At 72.5% G+C, this 20,824-nt stretch carries 18 protein-coding genes; 13 read left to right on the forward strand and 5 right to left on the reverse strand.

The window, feature by feature from the left end:
- Nucleotides 1–170: 170 nt before the first annotated feature.
- The gene (locus ACZ61E_RS01980) at nucleotides 171–1,403 is read left to right on the forward strand and encodes an arginine deiminase (protein ID WP_469696758.1); all 1,233 of its coding nucleotides are present in this window, start codon (nucleotides 171–173) and stop codon (nucleotides 1,401–1,403) included.
- 121 nt (nucleotides 1,404–1,524) lie between these two features.
- Complete coding sequence (argF, locus tag ACZ61E_RS01985; protein WP_469696761.1) at nucleotides 1,525–2,556, forward strand: ornithine carbamoyltransferase; 1,032 nt, start codon at nucleotides 1,525–1,527, stop codon at nucleotides 2,554–2,556.
- A 15-nt stretch (nucleotides 2,557–2,571) separates the two neighbouring features.
- On the opposite strand, the gene ACZ61E_RS01990 is transcribed toward argF, so the two are convergent.
- Complete coding sequence (locus ACZ61E_RS01990) at nucleotides 2,572–2,988, reverse strand: ATP-binding protein (protein ID WP_469696763.1); 417 nt, start codon at nucleotides 2,986–2,988, stop codon at nucleotides 2,572–2,574.
- A 342-nt stretch (nucleotides 2,989–3,330) separates the two neighbouring features.
- On the opposite strand from ACZ61E_RS01990, the gene ACZ61E_RS01995 reads away from it, so the two are divergent.
- Together ACZ61E_RS01995 and ACZ61E_RS02000 are read left to right on the forward strand one after the other, a co-directional pair.
- Nucleotides 3,331–4,158, forward strand: coding sequence for an enoyl-CoA hydratase family protein (locus ACZ61E_RS01995; protein ID WP_469696765.1), 828 nt, complete (start codon nucleotides 3,331–3,333; stop codon nucleotides 4,156–4,158).
- A gap of 56 nt (nucleotides 4,159–4,214) precedes the next feature.
- On the forward strand, nucleotides 4,215–6,500 hold the full coding sequence (locus ACZ61E_RS02000) for a bifunctional salicylyl-CoA 5-hydroxylase/oxidoreductase (RefSeq protein ID WP_469697119.1): 2,286 nt from the start codon (nucleotides 4,215–4,217) through the stop codon (nucleotides 6,498–6,500).
- Nucleotides 6,501–6,597: 97 nt separating this feature from the next.
- Here the strand turns inward: ACZ61E_RS02000 and ACZ61E_RS02005 are convergent, their stop codons facing one another.
- Genes ACZ61E_RS02005 through ACZ61E_RS02015 form a run of 3 tightly spaced genes read right to left on the reverse strand, consistent with a single transcriptional unit; the run spans nucleotide 6,598 to nucleotide 9,589 of the window.
- The gene (locus tag ACZ61E_RS02005) at nucleotides 6,598–7,038 is read right to left on the reverse strand and encodes a hypothetical protein (RefSeq protein ID WP_469696767.1); all 441 of its coding nucleotides are present in this window, start codon (nucleotides 7,036–7,038) and stop codon (nucleotides 6,598–6,600) included.
- A 43-nt stretch (nucleotides 7,039–7,081) separates the two neighbouring features.
- Nucleotides 7,082–7,900, reverse strand: coding sequence for a PaaX family transcriptional regulator (locus ACZ61E_RS02010; RefSeq protein WP_469696769.1), 819 nt, complete (start codon nucleotides 7,898–7,900; stop codon nucleotides 7,082–7,084).
- A gap of 45 nt (nucleotides 7,901–7,945) precedes the next feature.
- Nucleotides 7,946–9,589 (reverse strand): AMP-binding protein, encoded by a 1,644-nt coding sequence (locus tag ACZ61E_RS02015; protein ID WP_469696770.1) that lies wholly within the window; start codon nucleotides 9,587–9,589, stop codon nucleotides 7,946–7,948.
- 106 nt (nucleotides 9,590–9,695) lie between these two features.
- On the opposite strand from ACZ61E_RS02015, the gene ACZ61E_RS02020 reads away from it, so the two are divergent.
- From ACZ61E_RS02020 to ACZ61E_RS02045, 6 genes are all read left to right on the forward strand, one after another.
- Nucleotides 9,696–10,829, forward strand: a complete 1,134-nt coding sequence (locus tag ACZ61E_RS02020; protein WP_469696772.1) for an acyl-CoA dehydrogenase family protein — start codon at nucleotides 9,696–9,698, stop codon at nucleotides 10,827–10,829.
- Nucleotides 10,826–11,245 carry a RidA family protein gene (locus ACZ61E_RS02025; protein ID WP_469696773.1) on the forward strand — a complete coding sequence of 140 codons (420 nt, stop codon included), beginning with the start codon at nucleotides 10,826–10,828 and terminating at the stop codon, nucleotides 11,243–11,245. Before ACZ61E_RS02020 ends, ACZ61E_RS02025 begins: the two co-directional genes overlap by 4 nt.
- A gap of 130 nt (nucleotides 11,246–11,375) precedes the next feature.
- Nucleotides 11,376–13,841 (forward strand): glycoside hydrolase family 2 protein, encoded by a 2,466-nt coding sequence (locus ACZ61E_RS02030; protein WP_469696774.1) that lies wholly within the window; start codon nucleotides 11,376–11,378, stop codon nucleotides 13,839–13,841.
- Entirely contained in the window at nucleotides 13,838–14,881 is a 1,044-nt protein-coding gene (locus ACZ61E_RS02035; RefSeq protein WP_469696776.1) for a LacI family DNA-binding transcriptional regulator, read from the forward strand. The genes ACZ61E_RS02030 and ACZ61E_RS02035 overlap by 4 nt, the downstream gene beginning before the upstream one ends.
- Nucleotides 14,882–14,945: 64 nt before the next feature.
- On the forward strand, nucleotides 14,946–15,998 hold the full coding sequence (locus tag ACZ61E_RS02040) for a glycosyl hydrolase (protein ID WP_469696778.1): 1,053 nt from the start codon (nucleotides 14,946–14,948) through the stop codon (nucleotides 15,996–15,998).
- Nucleotides 15,995–16,123, forward strand: a complete 129-nt coding sequence (locus ACZ61E_RS02045; RefSeq protein ID WP_469696780.1) for a hypothetical protein — start codon at nucleotides 15,995–15,997, stop codon at nucleotides 16,121–16,123. The genes ACZ61E_RS02040 and ACZ61E_RS02045 overlap by 4 nt, the downstream gene beginning before the upstream one ends.
- Before the next feature lie 61 nt (nucleotides 16,124–16,184).
- On the opposite strand, the gene ACZ61E_RS02050 is transcribed toward ACZ61E_RS02045, so the two are convergent.
- Nucleotides 16,185–16,580, reverse strand: coding sequence for a nitroreductase/quinone reductase family protein (locus ACZ61E_RS02050; protein WP_469696782.1), 396 nt, complete (start codon nucleotides 16,578–16,580; stop codon nucleotides 16,185–16,187).
- A gap of 226 nt (nucleotides 16,581–16,806) precedes the next feature.
- Here ACZ61E_RS02050 and ACZ61E_RS02055 point away from each other — a divergent pair, with 226 nt between their 5' ends.
- The 3 genes from ACZ61E_RS02055 (at nucleotide 16,807) to ACZ61E_RS02065 (ending at nucleotide 20,748) form a co-directional block, all read left to right on the forward strand.
- Nucleotides 16,807–18,273 carry an ABC transporter permease gene (locus ACZ61E_RS02055; RefSeq protein WP_469696784.1) on the forward strand — a complete coding sequence of 489 codons (1,467 nt, stop codon included), beginning with the start codon at nucleotides 16,807–16,809 and terminating at the stop codon, nucleotides 18,271–18,273.
- Nucleotides 18,274–18,328: 55 nt separating this feature from the next.
- A complete protein-coding gene (locus tag ACZ61E_RS02060; RefSeq protein ID WP_469696786.1) occupies nucleotides 18,329–19,009 on the forward strand; it encodes an ABC transporter ATP-binding protein in 681 nt (226 codons plus the stop codon).
- A gap of 257 nt (nucleotides 19,010–19,266) precedes the next feature.
- Nucleotides 19,267–20,748, forward strand: a complete 1,482-nt coding sequence (locus ACZ61E_RS02065; protein WP_469696788.1) for an MFS transporter — start codon at nucleotides 19,267–19,269, stop codon at nucleotides 20,746–20,748.
- Nucleotides 20,749–20,824: the final 76 nt, after the last annotated feature.

The raw sequence follows: 20,824 nt of genomic DNA on the forward strand, positions 1-20,824 counted from the left end.
CGAGTCCGGCGTCGGCGCCGGTTCCGACCCCGGCCTCCGGCCCGAGTAACGGTGCCGGGCTTCGTCCCCCGCCCGGCCGCCCGCCCGGCCCCGGCCCGACCCCGAGCCCCGCCGCCCGGTCTCTGAGCCATTCGCCGTGTGAACCGCGCCCGATCCGCGAGGATGGGGTCATGGGATTCCATGTCGACTCCGAGACCGGGCGGCTGCGCCGCGTCATACTGCACCGCCCCGACCTGGAGCTGAAGCGGCTCACCCCGACCAACAAGGACGCGCTGCTCTTCGACGACGTGCTGTGGGTGCGCCGCGCGCGCGAGGAGCACGACGGGTTCGCGGACGTCCTGCGCGAGCGCGGGGTCGGGGTCCATCTCTTCGGCGATCTGCTGCGGGAGTCCCTCGACATCCCGACGGCCCGCGCGCTGGTCCTGGACCGGGTCTTCGACGAGAAGGAGTACGGCCCCCTCGCCACCGACCACCTCAGATCGGTCTTCGACGAGCTGCCGACGGCCGATCTCGTGGAGGCGCTGGTCGGCGGGATGACCAAGCGCGAGTTCCTGGACCGTCACGCCGAGCCGTCCTCCGTCCGTTTCCATGTGATGGACCTGGACGACTTCCTGCTGGACCCGCTGCCGAACCACCTCTTCACCCGCGACACCTCGGCCTGGGTCTACGACGGTGTGACCATCAACGCGATGCGCTGGCCGGCCAGGCGGCGCGAGACCGTCCACTTCGAGGCGATCTACAAGCACCACCCACTCTTCACCGGACCGGAGGCGGGCCCCTTCCACCACTGGTCGGAGGGGCAGGACGACTACCCCTCCACGATCGAGGGCGGCGACGTCCTGGTCCTCGGTCAGGGTGCCGTCCTGATCGGGATGAGCGAGCGCACCGCCCCGCAGGCCGTCGAGATGCTGGCACGGGGGATGTTCGACGCCGGTTCGGCCAGGACGATCGTCGCGCTCGACATGCCGAAGCGGCGTGCCTTCATGCATCTCGACACGGTGATGACGATGGTCGACCGTGACACGTTCACCCAGTACGCGGGCCTCGGCATGCTCCGCTCGTACACCATCGAGCCGGGCACGGGCGGGAACGAACTGAAGGTGACCGACCATCCGCCGGAGCACATGCACCGGGCGATCGCCGCGGCCCTCGGGCTGGACAGGATCCGGGTGCTGACACCGACGCAGGACGTGCACGCGGCGGAGCGGGAGCAGTGGGACGACGGCTGCAACGTGCTCGCGGTGGAGCCGGGCGTGGTGGTGGCGTACGAGCGCAACGTGACCACCAACACCCATCTGCGCAAGCAGGGGATCGAGGTGATCGAGATCCGGGGCAGTGAGCTGGGCCGGGGGCGGGGCGGGCCGCGCTGCATGAGCTGCCCGATCGAGCGGGACGCCGTCTGACCGCTGCCGCATCCGTGCCGGATGGCCCTGTATATCAATACGGAAGGTCGTATATAGTTCCAAGGGTCCCTGTATCGGTCCCCGTGCAGGTCTCCGTATTCGCGACGCAGGAGCAGCCACCATGGCGATACAACTCGCAGGCCGCCACTTCCTCAAGGAGCTGGACTTCACCGCCGAGGAGTTCCGCGGTCTGGTCGAGCTGGCCGCCGGGCTCAAGGCCGCGAAGAAGTCGGGGAACGAGGTCCAGCTCCTGCGGGGCAAGAACATCGCCCTGATCTTCGAGAAGGCGTCGACGCGTACGCGCTGCGCCTTCGAGGTGGCCGCCGCCGACCAGGGCGCCGCCACGACGTACATCGACCCGGCCGGCTCGCACATCGGGAAGAAGGAGTCGGCCAAGGACACCGCGCGGGTGCTCGGCCGGATGTTCGACGGCATCGAGTTCCGCGGTGACGCCCAGTCGACCGTCGAGGAGCTGGCCGCCCATGCCGGGGTGCCCGTCTTCAACGGGCTCACCGCCGACTGGCACCCCACCCAGATGCTGGCCGACGTGCTCACGATGACCGAGCACACCGACAAGCAGCTGGAGCGGATCACGTTCGCCTACCTCGGCGACGCCCGCTACAACATGGGCAACTCCTACCTCGTCACCGGCGCGCTGCTCGGCATGGACGTACGGATCGTCGCGCCGCGCGCCTACTGGCCGGCGGACGACGTGGTCGCCCTGGCCCGTAAGTCCGCCGAGGTCAGCGGTGCCCGGATCACGCTCACCGAGTCCATCGCGGAGGGTGTGAGCGGCGCCGACTTCGTCGCCACCGACGTATGGGTGTCGATGGGGGAGCCGCAGGAGGTCTGGGACGAGCGCATCGCCGCCCTCGGTCCGTACAGCGTCACGATGGACGTGCTGAGCGCCACGGGGAATCCGGACGTGAAGTTCCTGCACTGCCTGCCGGCCTTCCACGACCTGGGGACCGTCGTCGGATGGGAGATCCACGAGCGGCACGGGCTCACGGAGCTCGAAGTGACCGACGAGGTCTTCGAGTCCGCGCACTCGGTGGTCTTCGATGAGGCGGAGAACCGGCTGCACACCATCAAGGCCGTGCTCGTCGCGACGCTGGCCCCCGACCAGGCCGCCCCGCGGGGTTCGGCGCGCTGACCCGGGCCGGGGGGTTCAGCGCGCCGACAGCGTGAACCAGACCGCCTTGCCCTGCTCGGTCGCACGGTGGCCGCAGTCGGCGCTCAGCGTGCGGATCAGCAGCAGACCCCGGCCGTGTTCCTGCCAGGGGTCGGGCAGCTGGCCGGAAGCGGGGGCCGACAGATCCCCCGGAGGGTCCGGGTCGCCGTCGTGCACCTCGATCTGACAGCCGGTGGGCAGCAGTGTGACGACCAGCTCTATGGGCACGTCCGGGCTCGTGTGTTCGACGGCGTTGGCGACCAGCTCGGCCGTCAGCAGTTCCGCCGTGTCGCTGTCCGCCGTGGGCCCGATGTCGGCCAGCGCCGTACGGATCAGGGCACGCGCCATCGGCACCGCCGCCGCGCTGTGCGGCAGGGTGATGCGCCAGAAGGCGGTGTCCGATGCTTCGAGCAAGGCGGGGAGTCCGTTCGGGGGCTGTGTCGGGTGCCGTGCGGCCCCGGGTGAGGGGCACGGGATTCGACAGGGCCGGGGCACCGCCCAGCCTTACGGAGCGTAAGTGGCTTAACAAGGGGCAGCGGACTGCCGGATTTGGGACCTCCGCCACATATTGACCGGGACTTTCGGCGCGGGGCGGGCGCTGCGGGACGGTACGGCGGGGCCCGCGCACGGTACCGCGCACCGTATCGCGCACTCGTGACGGCGGTCACGGACCGGTGATACCTTGAATTCGCAGGGTCCGCCCCGCGCTCCGGGCGACCGGCACACGGCAGACGTCCAGCTGAAGGAGGCCGCCCGATGAGCCCGTTCTCCGGCTCCGCCCCCCGCACCGAGGAGTGGCGGCATCTGCGGCTGACCCGCGAGGACGGCGTCGCGACCGTCACCCTCGCCCGCCCCGACAAGCTCAACGCCCTCACCTTCGGCGCCTACGCCGATCTGCGCGACCTGCTCGCCGAGCTGTCCAGGGAGCGCTCCGTCCGCGCACTCGTCCTGGCGGGCGAGGGGCGCGGCTTCTGCTCGGGCGGTGACGTGGACGAGATCATCGGTGCCACGCTCTCCATGGACACCGCCGAACTCCTCGACTTCAACCGGATGACCGGCCAGGTCGTCAGGGCCGTACGCGAATGCCCGTTCCCGGTGGTCGCCGCCGTGCACGGAGTCGCCGCGGGCGCCGGCGCCGTCCTCGCGCTGGCCGCCGACTTCCGCGTCGCCGACCCCACCGCCCGCTTCGCGTTCCTCTTCACCCGGGTCGGCCTCTCCGGCGGCGACATGGGCGCGGCGTATCTGCTGCCGCGCGTCGTCGGGCTCGGCCACGCCACCCGGCTGCTGATGCTCGGCGAGCCCGTCCGCGCCCCCGAGGCCGAACGGATCGGTCTGATCAGCGAACTGACCGACGAGGGCGCCGCCGACAGCCGGGCCGCCGGACTCGCCCGGCGGCTCGCCGACGGACCGGCGCTCGCGCACGCGCAGACCAAGGCGCTGCTCACCGCCGAGCTGGACATGCCGCTCGCCGCGTCCGTCGAACTGGACGCCGCCACCCAGGCGCTGCTCATGAACGGCGAGGACTACGCGGAGTTCCACGCCGCCTTCTCCGAGAAGCGACCCCCCAAGTGGCAGGGCCGCTGACCGTGACGGCCGACGGGGCAGCCACCCGGCCGTCCGATCGGGACCGGCGGCCCGCACTGAAGGTCGCAGTCGTCGGCGGCGGCCCCGGCGGGCTGTACGCCGCCGTCCTGCTCAAACGGCTCGACCCCCGGCGTGAGATCACCGTCTGGGAACGCAACGCCCCCGACGACACCTTCGGCTTCGGCGTCGTCCTCTCCGACGAGACCCTGGGCGGCATCGAGCACGCCGACCCCACCGTCCACCGCGCGCTCCAGGACGAGTTCGTGCGCTGGGACGACATCGACATCGTCCACCGGGGCCGCACCCTGACCTCCGGAGGCCACGGCTTCGCCGCCCTGGGCCGCCGCCGGCTCCTGGAGATCCTGCACGGGCGCTGCGCGTCCCTGCGCGTACGGCTCCGCTTCCGCACCGAGGCGCCGCCCGCCGCCGAACTCGCCGCCACCCACGACCTGGTGATCGCCGCCGACGGTGTGAACAGCCGCACGCGCGAGACCCACGCCGATGTCTTCCGGCCCACCGTCGGCACCGAACGGTGCCGCTACATCTGGCTCGCCGCCGATTTCGCCTTCGACGCGTTCAGGTTCGAGATCGCCGAGACCGAGCACGGCGTGATGCAGCTCCACGGCTACCCGTTCTCGCCCGGCGACAGCACCGTCATCGTCGAGATGCGCGAAGAGGTCTGGCGCGCGGCCGGGTTCGACACGTTCGACGAGCGCGGGTCCACCGAGGAGTGCGCCAGGATATTCGCCGACGCGCTCGGCGGCCGTGCGCTGCGTGCCAACAAGTCGTCCTGGACCGCGTTCCGCACCGTCGTCAACGAGCGCTGGAGCCACGGCAACACGGTCCTCATCGGCGACGCCGCCCACACCGCTCACTTCTCCATCGGCTCCGGCACGAAACTCGCCGTCGAGGACGCCCTGGCGCTCGCCGCGTGCGTCGAGGAGCAGCCGGATCTGCCGGCCGCGCTGGCCGCGTACGAGACCGAGCGGCGCCCCGTCGTGGAGTCCACGCAGCGTGCGGCGGCGGCGAGCCTGCGCTGGTTCGAGGAGCTGGCCACCTACACGGACCAGCCCGCCCGGCAGTTCGCGTTCGGCCTGCTCACCCGCAGCCGCCGTGTCACGCACGACAACCTGCGGCTGCGCGACGCGGTGTTCACCGGCGCGGTGGAGGAGGACTTCGGCTGCGAGCCCGGCACGCCGCCCATGTTCACCCCTTTCCGGCTGCGCGGACTGACGCTGCGCAACCGGGTCGTCGTCTCGGCGATGGACATGTACGCCGCCGAGGACGGCATGCCCGGCGACTTCCATCTGGTCCACCTCGGCGGGCGCGCGCTCGGCGGTGCGGGGCTCGTCATGACGGAGATGGTGTGCGTCGGCCCCGAGGGCCGGATCACTCCCGGCTGCACCGGGCTCTGGACGGACGAACAGGGCGCCGCCTGGCGGCGGGTGACTCAGTTCGTGCACAACGGCGCCCCCGCCGAGGCCGGTTCACCCGGAGCCGCGATCGGGATCCAGCTCGGCCACTCGGGGCGCAAGGGCTCCACCCGCCTCATGTGGGAGGGCATGGACCGGCCGCTGCCGGACGGCAACTGGCCGCTGGCCGCCGCGTCGGCGCTGCCGTACCTGCCGGACGTCGGTCAGACGCCCCGCGCGCTCGACCGGGCCGGACTCACCGAGATCCGCGAGCAGTTCGCCTCGGCGGCCCGCCGGGCCGCCGAAGCGGACTTCGACCTTCTCGAACTCCACTGCGCCCACGGCTATCTGCTCTCCGGTTTCCTCTCACCGCTGACCAACACCCGGACCGACGCCTACGGCGGCGACCTCGCCGGGCGGCTGCGCTATCCGCTCGAAGTGTTCGACGCCGTACGGGAGTCGTGGCCCGACGACCGTCCGATGACGGTCCGGATATCGGCCACCGACTGGGCGCCGGGCGGCAACACCGCCGACGAGGCGGTCGGGATCGCCCGCGCGTTCGCCGCCCGCGGGGCCGACGCGATCGACGTGTCGACCGGGCAGGTCGTCCCCGAGGAGCGCCCCGAGTTCGGCCGTTCCTACCAGACGCCGTTCGCCGACCGGATCCGCAACACCCTCTCGGTGCCGGTCGTCGCCGTCGGCGCCATCTCGTCCTGGGACGACGTCAACTCCCTGCTGCTGGCGGGCCGCGCGGACCTCTGCGCGCTGGCCCGCCCCCACCTGTACGACCCGCACTGGACCCTGCACGCGGCGGCGGACCAGGGCTACAGCGGTCCGGGCGCACCGTGGCCGCTGCCGTACCGCGCGGGCAGCCGCCCGCCGCCGACGGGCCGCACGGACGGCCCGAAGCCGAGGCTCACCCTCTCCTGAACCGGCGCCGGACGCCCGGCCGGCCGGAGACGCCCGGCCCGCTACGCCGGACCCGGGACCCGGCCCGCGACGCCGGACCCGGGACCCCGGTCGTGGCTCACGACCCCGCTCCGGTCAGGCACTCGTGGCACAGGCATCCGTCCGGGTGCGGGACGCCCGCGTGGCTCTCCCGGCGGTACAGCGCCGCGAGCCGTTCCAGACCGGCCGCCCGCTCCCGCGCGCACTCCTCCGTGTGCGCCGGGGCACCCGCCTTCAGGGCCCGGCGCAGCACGGCGGGTGAGTGCACGAGCCTGGCCCGGCAGGTGTGCAGATGCCGGGAGGGCATGTCGATGGTGATCCAGTGGCCGGTGTTGCGCGCCTGGCCGACCGTGGTCACGTCCTCGTGTCCCATCCCCGGGTAGGTGTCGATGACGAACACCCGCGCGCCGCCCCGGTACGCCTTCGTGCCGGGGCGCAGTTCCCGCCCGCCGTCGCCGTACCGGCGCCACCGCACGACGTTGGCGACGATCATCCAGCGTGGTTCGGCTGTCCCGTCCATGAAGCCGATGATGTCCGGGCCCGCCCCGCGGGTCATCCGGATTTCAAGCCGGGCGTACGAAATCCGCCCCGAGGTCGCGCAGTTGGGTGTGCAGCGCCGTGAAGACCTCCGCCGAACGTCCGCCCGGCCAGTCCGCCGGCAGCAGCTCCACCGGCAACCCCGGATCGGTGTAGGGAAGTTGGCGCCAGGAGTCGAGCGCCAGCAGATAGTCCCGGTAGGCGTCCTCGGCCGGGGCGGCGGCGGGACCCCGCGTCTCCCACCGGCGCAGCACCGCCTCGTGGGCCCGGAGGAACTCCCCGTGCAGCGCGGCGATCTGACCGAGGTCCCACCACCGGCCCACCGCCTCCGCCGTCGCCGTGAAGCCCAGGTGCTCGCCGCGGAACAGATCGACGTACGGGTCGAGGCGCAGTCGCTCCAGCGCGTGCCGTGTCTCCTCGTACAGATGGCCGGGGGCGATCCAGACCCCCGGCGCGGCGGTGCCGAACCCCAGCCGGGCCAGCCTCGACCGCAGCAGATGGCGCTTGTGCCGCTCGGCCTCGGGGACGGAGAACACCGCAAGCACCCAGCCGTCCGACAGCCGGGGCGCGGGGCGGTGGTAGATCCGCCGGTCGCCGTCGTCGAGCAGTTGGCGGGCGTCGGCGGAGAGCGCGTAGCCGGCCGCGCCCTCCGGTGTGCGCTCGGGGACCAGCAGCCCCCTGCGCTTGAGCCGCGACACCGAGGACCGTACGGACGGCGCGTCGACCCCGAGCGCGCCGAGCAGCCGGACCAGCTCGGCCACGGCGCGCGGCGCGCCGTCCGGCGTCCGGCCGTACGCGCCGTAGAGGGTGACGATCAGGGATCGCGGGGTGTGCTGCTCGGCCACGCGATCACTCTAGAGCGTGTCTCCCCAGCCGGGCCGCCCGCGGGCTCAGGCGCCCGGCCGGAGGCGGAAGCGCTGGAGCTTGCCCGTCGGGGTGCGGGGAAGCGCGGAGGGGAACTCGAAGACGCGCGGGCACTTGTACGGCACCAGCCGTGCCGTGACGAACGCGCGCAGCGCCTCCTTCGTCTCCTCGTCCGGCCGTGCGCCCTCGCGCAGCACCACGTACGCCGCCACGATCTGGCCCCGCAGCTCGTCCGGGTGCCCGACGACCGCCGCCTCCGTCACATCGGGGTGGGCCAGCAGGACCTCCTCGACCTGGGGGCCCGCGATGTTGTACCCCGCCGAGATGATCATGTCGTCCGCGCGGGCGACATAGCGGAAGTAGCCGTCCGGCTCGCGCACATAGGTGTCGCCGGTGAGGTTCCAGCCGTCGCGCACGTACACCGACTGGCGCGGATCGGAGAGATACCGGCAGCCGACCGGGCCGCGTACGGCCAGCAGCCCCGGCTCCCCGTCGGGCACCGGATCGCCCGCCTCGTCCACCACCCGCGCCTGCCAGCCGGGCACCGGCACACCGGTCGTACCGGGGCGGACCGCCTCGTCGGCCGCCGAGATGAAGATGTGCAGCAGCTCCGTCGCGCCGATGCCGTTGATGACGCGCATCCCGGTCCGCTCGTACCAGTCCTGCCAGGTGACGGCGGGCAGATTCTCCCCGGCGGAGACGCAGCGGCGCAGACCGGAGATGTCGTACGCGCTCCCGCCGGGCCCGGCCAGTTCGCCCAGCATCACGCGGTACGCGGTCGGCGCGGTGAACAGCACCGACACCCGGTGTTCGGCCACGGCCGCCAACAGCTGCCTGGGACCGGCCTGTTCGAGCAGCAGCGTCGACGCGCCCGCCCGCATCGGGAAGACCACCAGACCGCCGAGCCCGAAGGTGAAGCCGAGCGGTGGGCTGCCGGCGAACACGTCGCCGGGCTCGGGGCGCAGCACATGGCGCGAGAACGTGTCGGCGATGGAGAGCACGTCGCGGTGGAAGTGCATGCACCCCTTGGGCCGTCCCGTGGTCCCCGAGGTGAACGCGATGAGCGCGACGTCGTCGGCCGCCGTCTCCACCGCCTCGTACCGCTCGGGCATCCGCTCCGCCCGCCGCAGCAGATCGTCCGGCGCGCCCCCTCCGTAGGTCACGGTGCGCAGCCCCGGCACCTCCGCCTCGACCAGCTCGTCCACCGATCTGATGTCGCACAGCGCGTGGCTGACCCGCGCGATCTCGCACATCGTGGCCAGCTCCCGCGCCCGCTGCTGCGCGAGCACCGTCACCGCCACCGCGCCCGCCTTCAGCACGGCGAGCCAGCACGCGGCGAGCCAGGGTGTGGTCGGTCCGCGCAGCATGACCCGGTTTCCCGGCACGACGCCCAGCTCGGAGGTCAGGACGTGCGCGATCCGGTCAACCCGGGTGCGCAGCTGACCGTAGGACCAGGGGTCGCCCGAGGGGAGGTGGAAGACGGGGCGGTCGGCGCCGTGCGTGTCCACCGTGCGGTCGAGGAGTTCGACGGCGCAGTTGAGCCGGTCGGGTCCGCGGAGTCCGGGCGGGTCGAAGACGAGCTCCGGCCACTGTCCGGCCGGCGGCAGATGGTCGCGCGGAAAAGTGTCGCGGTGCGCCGAGGGTGTGAGAACCGCCGGTGTCAGCTCCATCGTTCGCCCCCTTGTGGGGTGGCTTGGTGCCCTTGTCCATCGAGCGTATCGTGTGGGTGACGACAGTCAACAGTCCGCGATAGACGCGATACAAGTGAGGGCCCGGATGCCCGTATTCTCGCTCGATCCGGCACAGAAGTCCTGGTGCGACGAGCTGCGCGCCGTCGCCGCCGACCGCCTGCGCCCACTCGCCGAGAAGGGCGAGCCGGGCCGGGTCAACCGCCCCCTCGTCGCCGCCCTCGGCGAGCTGGGGCTGCTCGACCGCATGCTGGGTGCCGGGGCGCTCGACCTCTGCCTGCTGCGTGAATCCCTGGCCCACGGCTGTACGGAGGCGGAGACCGCGCTCGCCCTCCAGGGGCTCGGCAGCCACCCGCTCGTCCAGGCCGGTACGGCGGAGCAGCGCGGGCGCTGGCTGCCCGAGGTGGCGGCCGGCCGCGCCGTGGCCGCGTTCGCGCTGAGCGAGCCGGGCGCCGGGTCCGACGCGGCGGCGCTCGCGCTCGACGCCGTCGCGGACGGGCCCGCCGGCTCCGGCGCGGACGGCCCCGGCTGGCTGCTCACCGGTGAGAAGTGCTGGATCTCCAACGCGCCCGAGGCCGACTTCTACACCGTCTTCGCCCGGACGACCCCGGGCGCCGGGGCGCGCGGCGTCACCGCGTTCCTCGTCCCCGCCGACCGGCCCGGACTGACCGGCTCGCCGATCGAGATGCTCTCACCGCACCCCATCGGAGCCCTGGCCTTCGACTCCGTGCGCGTGAGCGCCGCCGACGTGCTCGGCGAGGTGGACCGGGGCTTCCGCGTCGCCATGAACACCCTCAACCTCTTCCGCCCCAGCGTCGGCGCCTTCGCCGTCGGGATGGCGGGCGCCGCCCTCGACGCGACCCTCGCCCACACCGCCGAACGCACCGCGTTCGGCGGCCCGCTCAGGGAACTCCAGTCGGTGGCGCACCAGGTGGCCGAGATGGCGACGCGTACGGAGGCGGCCCGGCTGCTGGTGTACGCGGCGGCCGAGGCGTACGACACCGGCGCGCCGGACGTCCCGCGACGGTCGGCGATGGCGAAGCTGTTCGCGACGGAGACCGCGCAGTACGTGGTCGACGCCGCCGTCCAGTTGCACGGCGCCCGCGCCCTGCGCCGCGGCCATCTGCTGGAACACCTCTACCGAGAGGTCCGCGCGCCCCGGATCTACGAGGGCGCGACCGAGGTCCAGCGCACCATCATCGCCAAGGAGTTGTACGGATGAGCCTGGAGCGGACCAACCCCGCGGAACTCGCCCCGCCCAGCGGCTTCTCGCACGCGGTCGGCGTGACCGCGACCGACGGCCGGCTGGTCTTCCTGGCCGGCCAGACGGCGCTCGACGCGACCGGCGCGGTGGTGGGGGAGAGCCTGGTCGAGCAGTTCGAGAGGGCTCTGGGCAATCTGCTCACCGCACTGGCCGCGACGGGGGGCACCCCGGCCCATCTCGCCCGGGTGACCGTCTACACCACCGACGTGGCGGAGTACCGCGCGCACGCCGCCGAACTGGGCCGGGTCTGGAAGCGGCTCGCCGGCCGCGAGTACCCGGCGATGGCACTGATCGGCGTCGTCAGACTCTGGGACGAGAGCGCCCTGGTCGAGCTGGACGGCATCGCGATGGTGCCCCGGACGCCGACGAGTTGAGTAAAGGTTAAGTAATCCCGTGCCAACTGCCTTGTTTACAGCGGGAAAATAAGCTGGACCGGTCTATGGACTGAACCAGGCCGCCGCCCCTACGTTGAGCGGCACGCCGTCCGAGATCGGAGCATCCCGCATGAAGGACGTCACCCCCCTCACCGAGGGCTGGACGCTGCGCCACGTCCCGGCCGACCCCGTCTCCGCCCCGGCCGGGGCGCCCGCCGGCGACATCCCCGCGAGCGTTCCGGGCTGTGTCCACACCGATCTGCTCGCCGCCGGGCTGATCGAGGACCCGTTCCTCTCCCGGAACGAGACATCGGTCGCCTGGGTGGGCCGTACGGACTGGCGTTACGACACCGCGCTCGGCCCCCGCGACACCCCGCACGAGCGCACCGACCTCGTCTTCGAGGGACTCGACACCGTCGCCGCCGTCCGCGTGGGCGGTGCCCTCGTCGCAAGCACCCGCAACATGCACCGCGGTTACCGCTTCGACATCACCGGCCGGCTCGACCCGGCCGCCGGCACACCGCTGTCCGTGGAGTTCACCTCCGCCTACACCGAGGCCGAGGCCGTCCGCGCGAAGGCGGGCGACCGGCCGGGCCCCTATCCCGAGCCGTTCCAGTACATCCGCAAGATGGCCTGCTCCTTCGGCTGGGACTGGGGGCCGACGCTCGTCACCGCCGGCCTGTGGAAACCCGTCCGCCTGGAGCACTGGTCCACCGCCCGCCTCGCCACCGTCCGCCCGCTGGTCACCGTCGACGGCCCGACGGGCCGCGCGGAGCTGCGCGTCGACGTCGAGCGCACCGCCACGGGCGGCGGGGTCCTCACCGCCCGCGCCCGCGTCGGCGACCACACCGCTTCCGCCGACTTCGACGGCGACGGCACCACCCTCACGGTCGAAGTCCCCGACGCCGCCCTGTGGTGGCCCCGCGGCTACGGCGAACAACCCCTCCACCGGGCCGAGCTGGAGCTGCTCGACGCGAGCGGCACGGTCCTCGACCGGTGGGAGCGCCGAATCGGCTTCCGTACCGTCACCCTCGACACCGGCGCCGACGCGCACGGCACCGCCTTCACCCTCGCCGTCAACGCGGAGCCGGTCTTCGCCCGCGGCGTCAACTGGATCCCCGACGACGTCTTCCCCTCCCGTGTCGGCCCCGACCGCTACCGCGACCGCCTCACCCAGGCCGCCGACGCCGGCGTCAACCTCGTACGGGTCTGGGGCGGCGGCATCTACGAGAGCGACGACTTCTACGACATCTGCGACGAACTCGGCCTGCTGGTCTGGCAGGACTTCCTCTTCGCCTGCGCCGCCTACCCCGAGGAGCAGCCGCTGCGCTCCGAGATCGAGGCCGAGGCCCGCGACAACGTCACCCGCCTCATGCCGCACGCCTCCCTGGTCCTGTGGAACGGCAACAACGAGAACCTGTGGGGGTTCCGCGACTGGGACTGGGAGCCCGCGCTCCACGGCGACTCCTGGGGCGAGGGCTACTACCTGGGCCTGCTGCCCCGCGTCGTCGCCGAGACGGACCCCACCCGGCCCTACTGGGCGGGCAGCCCCTGGTCCGGCGGCTGGGACCACCACCCCAACGACCCCGCGCACGGCACCGCCCACTCCTGGGACGTGTGGAACCGCACCGACTACACGGACTACCTCGACACCGTCCCCCGTTTCGTCGCCGAATTCGGCTGGCAGGCCCCGCCCGCCCACGCCACCCTGCGCCGCGCGCTGCCCGGCGAGGAACTTCACCCCACCTCACCGGGCATGCTCCACCACCAGAAGGCGCACGACGGCAACGGCAAACTGGAGCGCGGCCTCGCCCACCACTTCGCGCCGCCCCCGGCCGGTCCCACGCACTTCGACCGCTGGCACTACCTCACCCAGCTCAACCAGGCACGGGCCGTCGCCACCGGCATCGAACACTGGCGCTCCCACTGGCCGGTGTGCGCGGGCACCGTGCTCTGGCAGCTCAACGACTGCTGGCCGGTGACCTCCTGGGCCGCCGTCGACGGCGACGCACGCCCCAAACCGCTCTGGTTCACCCTGCGCCGGCTGTACGCGGACCGGCTGCTCACCGTGCAGACCCGCGACGGCCGGCCCACCGTCGTCGCCGACAACCAGTCCCCCACCCCGTGGGAGGCCGCCGTACGGCTGCGCCGCATGACCGCCGACGGCCGGACCCTGGCCGAGACGACCGTGACGGCGCGCGCCGGAGCACGCGCGGTCGCGTTCGCCACCGTGCCCGGCGACCTGCTGCCGGACGCCGCGTCCGGCAAGGAGTTCCTGGTCGCCGACGCGGGGGAGCTGCGGGCGCTGCACTTCCCCGTACGCGACCACTCCTTCGCCCTCCCCGCCCCGCGCTACGACGTGGCGACCGTCCGCCAGAGCGGCGAACCCGACACCGTGGACGTCGTCGTCACCGCCCGTACGCTCCTGCGCGACCTGCTGCTCCAGGCCGACCGGCTCGCGCCCACCGCCGTCGCCGACCAGGGACCGCTGACGCTGCTGCCGGGCGAGAGCGTCACCATCCGCGTACGCGGCTGGGACGGCGACGGCGCGCCCGCCTCCGTACGCGCGGCGCTGTTCATGGTGGAGCCGGTGTGAGCGCCGCCGGAGAGCGGCTGACCATCAGGGACGTCGCCGCCCGCGCCGGTGTCTCGCGGGCCGCCGTCTCGCTCGCCTTCAACAACAAGCCGGGCGTCTCCGAGACCACCCGGGCGCACATCCTGCGGACCGCCGAGGTGATGGGCTGGGAGCCCAACCGCTCGGCACGCGCGCGAGGTGCGCGCGGCGCCGGCGCCGGCACGGGCACCGTGGGGCTCGCGATCCGCCGCCCGGCCCGCCAACTCGGCCTGGAACCCTTCTACATGGACTTCATCTCCGGTATCGGCAGCGTGCTCACCGAGCGCGACGGCGCCCTGCTGCTGCGCCTGGTACGGGACGTGGACGAGGAGATCCGGCTCCAGCGGCACTGGTGGAGATCCGGCCGGATCGCCGGGTCCGTCCTGGTCGACCTCCAGCGCGACGACCCGCGCGTCCGCGCCGTCGCCGAGCTCGGCGTGCCCGTGATCGCCGTCGGCCACCCCTCGCTCACCGGGCCGTTCACCGCCCTGTGGACGGACGACGGTACGGCCGTCACGGAGGCCGTCCGCTATCTCGCGGCCCTCGGCCACCGCTCCATCGCCCATGTCGGAGGACCGGCCGAGCTGGGCCACAGCGCCCTGCGCACCGAGGCGTTCAGGGCCGCCACGACCGAACTGGGCCTCAACGACGAGCGTCGGCGCGTCACCGACTACTCCGGCGACGACGGCGCCCGCGCCACCCGCTCGCTGCTCGCCTCCGCCGCCCGCCCCACGGCGATCGTGTACGACAACGACCTGATGGCCGTCGCCGGGCTCGCCGTCGCCGCCGAGATGGGGCTCCGGGTCCCCGCCGACGTGTCCCTGCTGGCCTGGGACGACTCCCAGCTGTGCCGGCTCACGCACCCCCCGCTCTCCGCGATGAGCCACGACATCCACGCGTTCGGCGCGGAGGTGGCGAGGGCGATGTACGACGTCCTGGGCGGCGAGCGCGTGACCGGCCGTCAGGTCCCCACCCCGTCCCTGATCCCACGCGGCTCGACCGGCCCACCACCGCCCCCGTAACACCCACCTCCACCGAACAGCGCGCCCCCGCAACCCCCCACCGAAGAGGAAGGCTCGCTTCGCCATGCGCGGAAACCGCCCCCGTACACGTCCCCGTACCCCTTCCCGCTCCCGTACGCGTTCCCGTTCCCGGCTGGTCGCCCTCGCCACGGCGGCGCTGACCACGGCCGTCGTGTCCCTCACCGCGTCGCCCGCCCCCGCCGGGGCGTTCCCCGCCACCCCCAAGCAGGAGGTGCTCGACTACCTGACGTCCATCACCGGTACACGTGTCGTCTCCGGCCAGCACAACAAGGAACCGGCCGCCGCTCCCGGCCGCTACACCCAGCTCGTGAAGGACATCACCGGCCAGTACCCCGGACTCTGGGGCGGCGATCTGATGTTCCGCGCCGAGGACGTCGCCAACCGGCAGCGCGTCATCGACCAGGCGAAGACCGAATGGGCCAACGGCTCGCTCACCACGCTCACCTGGCACGTCTGCCCGCCCACGGTCGGCGGCTCGTGCGAGTTCGAGGGCGGCGTCAAGTCCACCATCTCCAGGGAGGAGTTCGAGGCGACGGTCACCGAAGGCACCGCGCTCAACACCGCGTGGAAGCGCCGCCTCGACGAGGTCGTCCCCTACCTCCAACAGCTCAAGGACGCGGGCGTCCCCGTACTGTTCCGCCCGCTCCACGAGATGAACGAGTCCTGGAACTGGTGGGGGAACCGGCCCGGCTCCGACGGCGGCGCCCGGCTCTACCGCGTCACCCGCGACCATCTCGCCGGCAAGGGGCTCGACAACCTGATCTGGGTGTGGAACGTGCAGGACAACCCGGCCGGGAACTGGAGTGCGTACTACCCCGGTGACGCCTACGTCGACGTCGTCTCCCTGGACGTCTGGTACAAGAACCACCCCAGCCAGTCCGACTACCAGCAGCTGAGCGCCATCGCGGGCGACAAACCGATGGCCCTCGCCGAACTGGGCAAGATGCCCGACGCGGCGCTGCTCGACAGCCAGACGCGCTGGTCGTACTTCATGCTCTGGTCGGAGCAGTTGCAGGGAAACAACTCCAACGCGGAGATCCAGGCCGGATACTTCCACCCGCGCGTCCTCAACCAGGGCGAGGTGGTGCTCCCTTGAGGTCTGTCCGCCAGGTCCCGGGGAAAGGAAGCACGCCGATCGGGCTGCGCAAGGAGCGGGGGCGCTGGGTGGTGGCGCACGAGCACCACTCGTTCCCGGACACCGGAGGCGAGGCCCCGGTCTGACGGCCCGGGTCTGACGGCCCCCGGCCTGACGGACCCGGCCCGTCCGTCCGGGCCGGGTCCGTCAGCCGTCCAGATCGACGCGCACCGTCAGCAGGTTCGTGCCCATCAGCCGGACCACCGCGCTGTTCCCGGCCGGCAGCTTCCTGAGCCGTGCGCGGGGATCGTCCTCCGGCACCGGACGGGCGGTCCCGGTGTGCCAGGTGCCCTTGATACGGACACGGACCCTCGGGTCGGCCAGGATGTTGCGTACGTACTGCGACTTGTCGCCGTACTCCGACACCAGCCAGAACTGCTCGCCGACCCTGCTCCCGCCGACCGGGGTCCGCCGGGGCAGTCCGGACGTGCGCCCCGTGGTCTCCAGAAGGGTCTGCCACGGCATCCGTGAGGAGAGCGGATTGGCGACCCGGCGCTGGAAGGTGGTGACGACCCGGTGCTTGATCTCGTGGTAGCGCGACATCCGTGACTCTCCCTCTCGCGGTCCTGGCGGTGCTCGTGGTCCTGGCGTGCTCGTGGTCCCGGCGCTGCTCGCGGTGCCGGTGGTGCTCGCGGTGCCTGCGTTCCTGGCGGGTGCTGCCTGACTGAGCTGCCTGCCCGCGCCGCTGTCCCGCACGCGCCCATGGCTTCTCATCCTTCTCTTACGCCGCTCATATGCTCCCATCACGCGCCCTGCATAGCTTCACGCCATGTTCTTCACCTACCTCCGGCGCGAACTGCGCCGCCGCCGGAAGGCCGCGCTCGTCGTGGCCTCCGGGCTCGCCCTCGGTATCGCGCTGGTCATCGTCGTCACCTCCGTCTCATCGGGCATGCGGGACGCCCAGGGAAAGGTCCTGGAGTCGCTGTACGGACTCGGCACGGACATGACCGTCACCAAGGCCGCGCCGCCCGCCTCGGAGGGCGGCCGGACGGGGCCCCGCTTCAAGTTCGACGCGCAGGAAGGCGACGAGGAGCAGAGCAACGACATCGTCATGCCGCAGGGCTTCGAGACCCTCGCGTCCAGCACCGTCGGCAAGGTCGCCGGCCAGTCCGGCGTGGCCAACGCGGTGGGCGGCCTCAGCCTCTCGGTCGTCAAGGTCGACGGGGAGTTCAGGCGTGGCGAGTTCAAGCCGGGCGAGGGCGGCGCGAACGGCGGCGGAGGAAGCGGCGGAGGCGGTGGCATCGGCGGTCCGCAGGGTGAGGTGCGCGGCGGAGGAGCCGACTTCGCCGTCAACTCCTACACGGTATACGGCACCGACACCGCCCATCAGGACCTCGGCCCGCTGACCTCGTCCGAGATCACCGACGGCCGCACGTTCAGGACGGACGAGAACGACGCCGAGGTGGCCGTCGCCGACGCCGCCTACGCGAAGGAGAAGAAGTACCGGGTCGGCAGCGAAGTCACCATCAAGGGAACGAAGTTCGAGATCGTCGGCATGGCGACCGCCGACAGCGGCGACGCCGCGGCCAATCTGTACATCCCCCTGAAGCGGGCGCAGACCCTGTCCGGCTCCGAGGACAAGGTCACCACGGTCTACGTGCAGGCCGACGACTCCCAGCAGATCGGCGCCGTCAAGTCGGACATCCAGAAGAACGTCCCGGGCACCACCGTCACCACCTCCGCCGATCTCGCGGACACCGTCTCGGGCTCCCTCTCCACGGCGTCCGACCTCGCGACCAGTGTCGGCAAGTGGCTGTCCGTCGCCGTGCTCGTCGCCGCGTTCGCCGTCGCCGGGCTGCTCACCATGTCGGCCGTCGGCCGCCGCGTACAGGAGTTCGGCACCCTCAAGGCCCTCGGCTGGAGGAGCGGGCGCGTCACCCGGCAGGTCGTCGGCGAGGCGATGGTCAACGGCCTGGTCGGCGGCGCGCTCGGTATCGCCGTCGGTGTGGCCGGTGCCTACGCGCTGACCGCCCTCAGCCCCTCCCTGACCGCCCAGCTCGGTGCCGCGGCCGGCGGCCCCGGCGGCGGCCCGGCCGGCGGTCTCGTCCGGGCGGGCGGGCCCGGCGGGCAGGGCGCCGACAGGGCCATCGAGATCGCACTGACCGCGCCCGTCTCCGTCTCGACGATCGCCCTGGCGGTCGGTCTCGCGGTGGCGGGCGGACTGATCGCCGGCGCCTTCGGCGGCTGGCGCGCCTCCCGCCTCCGGCCGGCCGACGCGCTGCGCCGCGTCGAGTAGCCGCCGGACGGTCCCGTACACCCTCAACCCACCGCAGCAGCGCAGGAGTCGCACCATGTACGAACTCAGCGGCGTCACCAAGCAGTACCGCAGGGGCAAGGACACCGTCCACGCGCTCGCCGGGGTCGATCTGACCATCGGCGAGGGCGACCGGCTCGTCATCAAGGGCCCCACCGGCGGCGGCAAGTCCACGCTCCTCCAGATGCTCGGCGGCCTCGACCGGCCCACCGCGGGCAGCGTGAAGCTCGACGGCACCGACCTCGGCCGGCTCGGCGAGGCCAAACTCACCGCCGTGCGCGGCCGGTCCATCGGCTTCGTCTTCCAGAGCTTCAACCTCGTCCCCACCCTGTCCGCCCAGGAAAACGTCGAGACGGCGCTCGTACCGCTCGGCACCAAGGCCGGGGAACGCCGCGAACGCGCGGCGCGGGCGCTGCGCTCCGTCGGACTGGGGGAGCGGCTCAACCACGTGCCCTCCGAGATGTCCGGCGGCCAGCAGCAGCGCGTCGCCATCGCGCGGGCGCTGGTCAAGCGGCCGAAGGTGCTGCTGGCGGACGAACCGACCGGCAATCTCGACGAGTCCATGCGCGACGAGATCATGGACCTGCTCGAAGGGCTCTGGAAGGAGCACGGGCTCACCTTCGTGATGGTCACCCACGACAGCGCGATCGCCCGCCGGGCGACCCGCCTGGCCACCATCAGGAACGGGAAGATCACCATCACGGAGCGCTCCGGGTAGCGGGGACGGCGGCGAGGGGGAAGCGGCGCGGGCGGACGGGGTGAGTGACGGCCCGGCCGGCCGCGGACACGGCCGGGCCGGGGAGCGCGGGGACGGGGCGGGCGTGTCAGGGCTGGGCGGGGGGCCCGCGACCGTACGCTGAGCCGGTTCGCCGGCCGTGCCCGCCGGGCTTCCCCCCCGGCCCCTTGTTCTCCCTGGTCCGAGCCCTGCCGGCGGCCGTTCCCGTTGCTCCCCCCACGCCGGCCACGGAGGCGTTCTTGCGCTTCAGCCCACCTTCGACCCGACTGTTCGGCCGGCTTCCGCTGGCCGGCAACTACCCGGCGGCCGTCGCCCTCGCGCTGCTCGCGCTGAGCCCCTATCTGATCCTCACCACCGCCACCTCCCTGGCGCAGCCGCAGATCATGGGAGACATCGGTGCCACGGAGTACGAGCTCCAGCTCAGCAGCGGCATGTCGAACGCGGCGTACGCCTTCGGTGCCGTCGCCGCCGCCGACCTCGTCCAGCGGTTCGCGCGGCGGCGGATCTACCTCATCTGCGAGTGCGGTTTCGTGCTGAGCTCGGTGCTGGCGCTCAGCGCGCAGAACATCGGGATGTTCGCCGCCGGGCTGGTGCTCCAGGGGCTGTTCACCGGCATGCTGCTGGTCGCCGCGCTGCCGCCGCTGATCGTGGGCCATCCCATTGCCAGACTCCGGACGACCGCCGCCGTGGTCAGTCTCGGGCTGTTCGGGATGGTGGCCTTCGGCCCCCTCGTCGGCGGGCTCGTCGGCTCGCTCGGGGGCTGGCGGCCGCTGTTCGCGGGCGTCGGCACCCTCGCGCTGGTGGGCCTGTTCATCGGCTCCCTCACCTTCGAGGGCAATGATCCACCGGACCGCAGGGCCAGGTTCGACTGGACCGCGATCCCGCTCGCCCTCGCCACCACGGCACTGCCGTTCTTCGGTGTCTCGTGGCTGACGCGCGGCGGCTTCGGCGACCCCGAGTTCCACGTGCCGGTCCTCGTGGGGCTGGTCTGCGGGGTCCTTCTGGTGGGCGGTCAGTACCGCAAGGCCAAGCCGCTGATGCCGGTGCGGCCCATCAGCAACACCCTGCCGGTCGTCGGCACGCTCAACGCGATGCTCGTCGGGGCGTGCTTCACCACCCTTCTGGAGCTGATCGAGGTCTATCTGACCAGGACGGCCGGCTTCTCCCCGCTGCGGATCGGGGCACTCGTCACCCCCCAGATCCTCGGTGTGCTCATCGCGGCGCTGCTGTTCCGCCGGCTGATGTCGACCCGCTGGACGCCGTATCTGGCCCTGTGCGGTACCGTCAGCGTGGCCGTCGGCGCGTCCGTCCTGCTGGCCACCTCCACGTCGAGCGCTTCGGTGACCGTCCCCGTCGCCTCGTTCTTCCTCGGCTTCGGCGCCGGCGCGGGTGTCACGCCGGGGCTCTTCCTTGCGGGCTTCTCCGTCCCCGCCGCGCAGATCGGCCCCACCTTCGCCCTGGTGGAACTGCTCCGTTCGGAGGCGGCCTTCCTGATCGGTCCGGTCCTGCTGCACTTCGCGCTCGTCCAGGGGCTCGCCGACGGTTTCCACCAGGCGGTGGGGATCACACTGGGGATCACCGTGATCGGCGCCCTGGGTCTGGTCACTCTGTACGCCCTGGGCGGCGCCCGCCCGGAGGCACCTGACCTGGTGTCCTGGCACGCGGGTACGTCGACGGGCTACCACTCACCGGCCCTGCTGGCGGCGGTCCGCCGCCGCTGACCGCGCGCCCCGCACCCGCCGACGTGCGGCCATCCGGTGGCCACCGGATAGTGGAGGGGCGGGGCGGGCCCTTCGA

This window comes from Streptomyces sp. NPDC104581 (assembly GCF_055583685.1).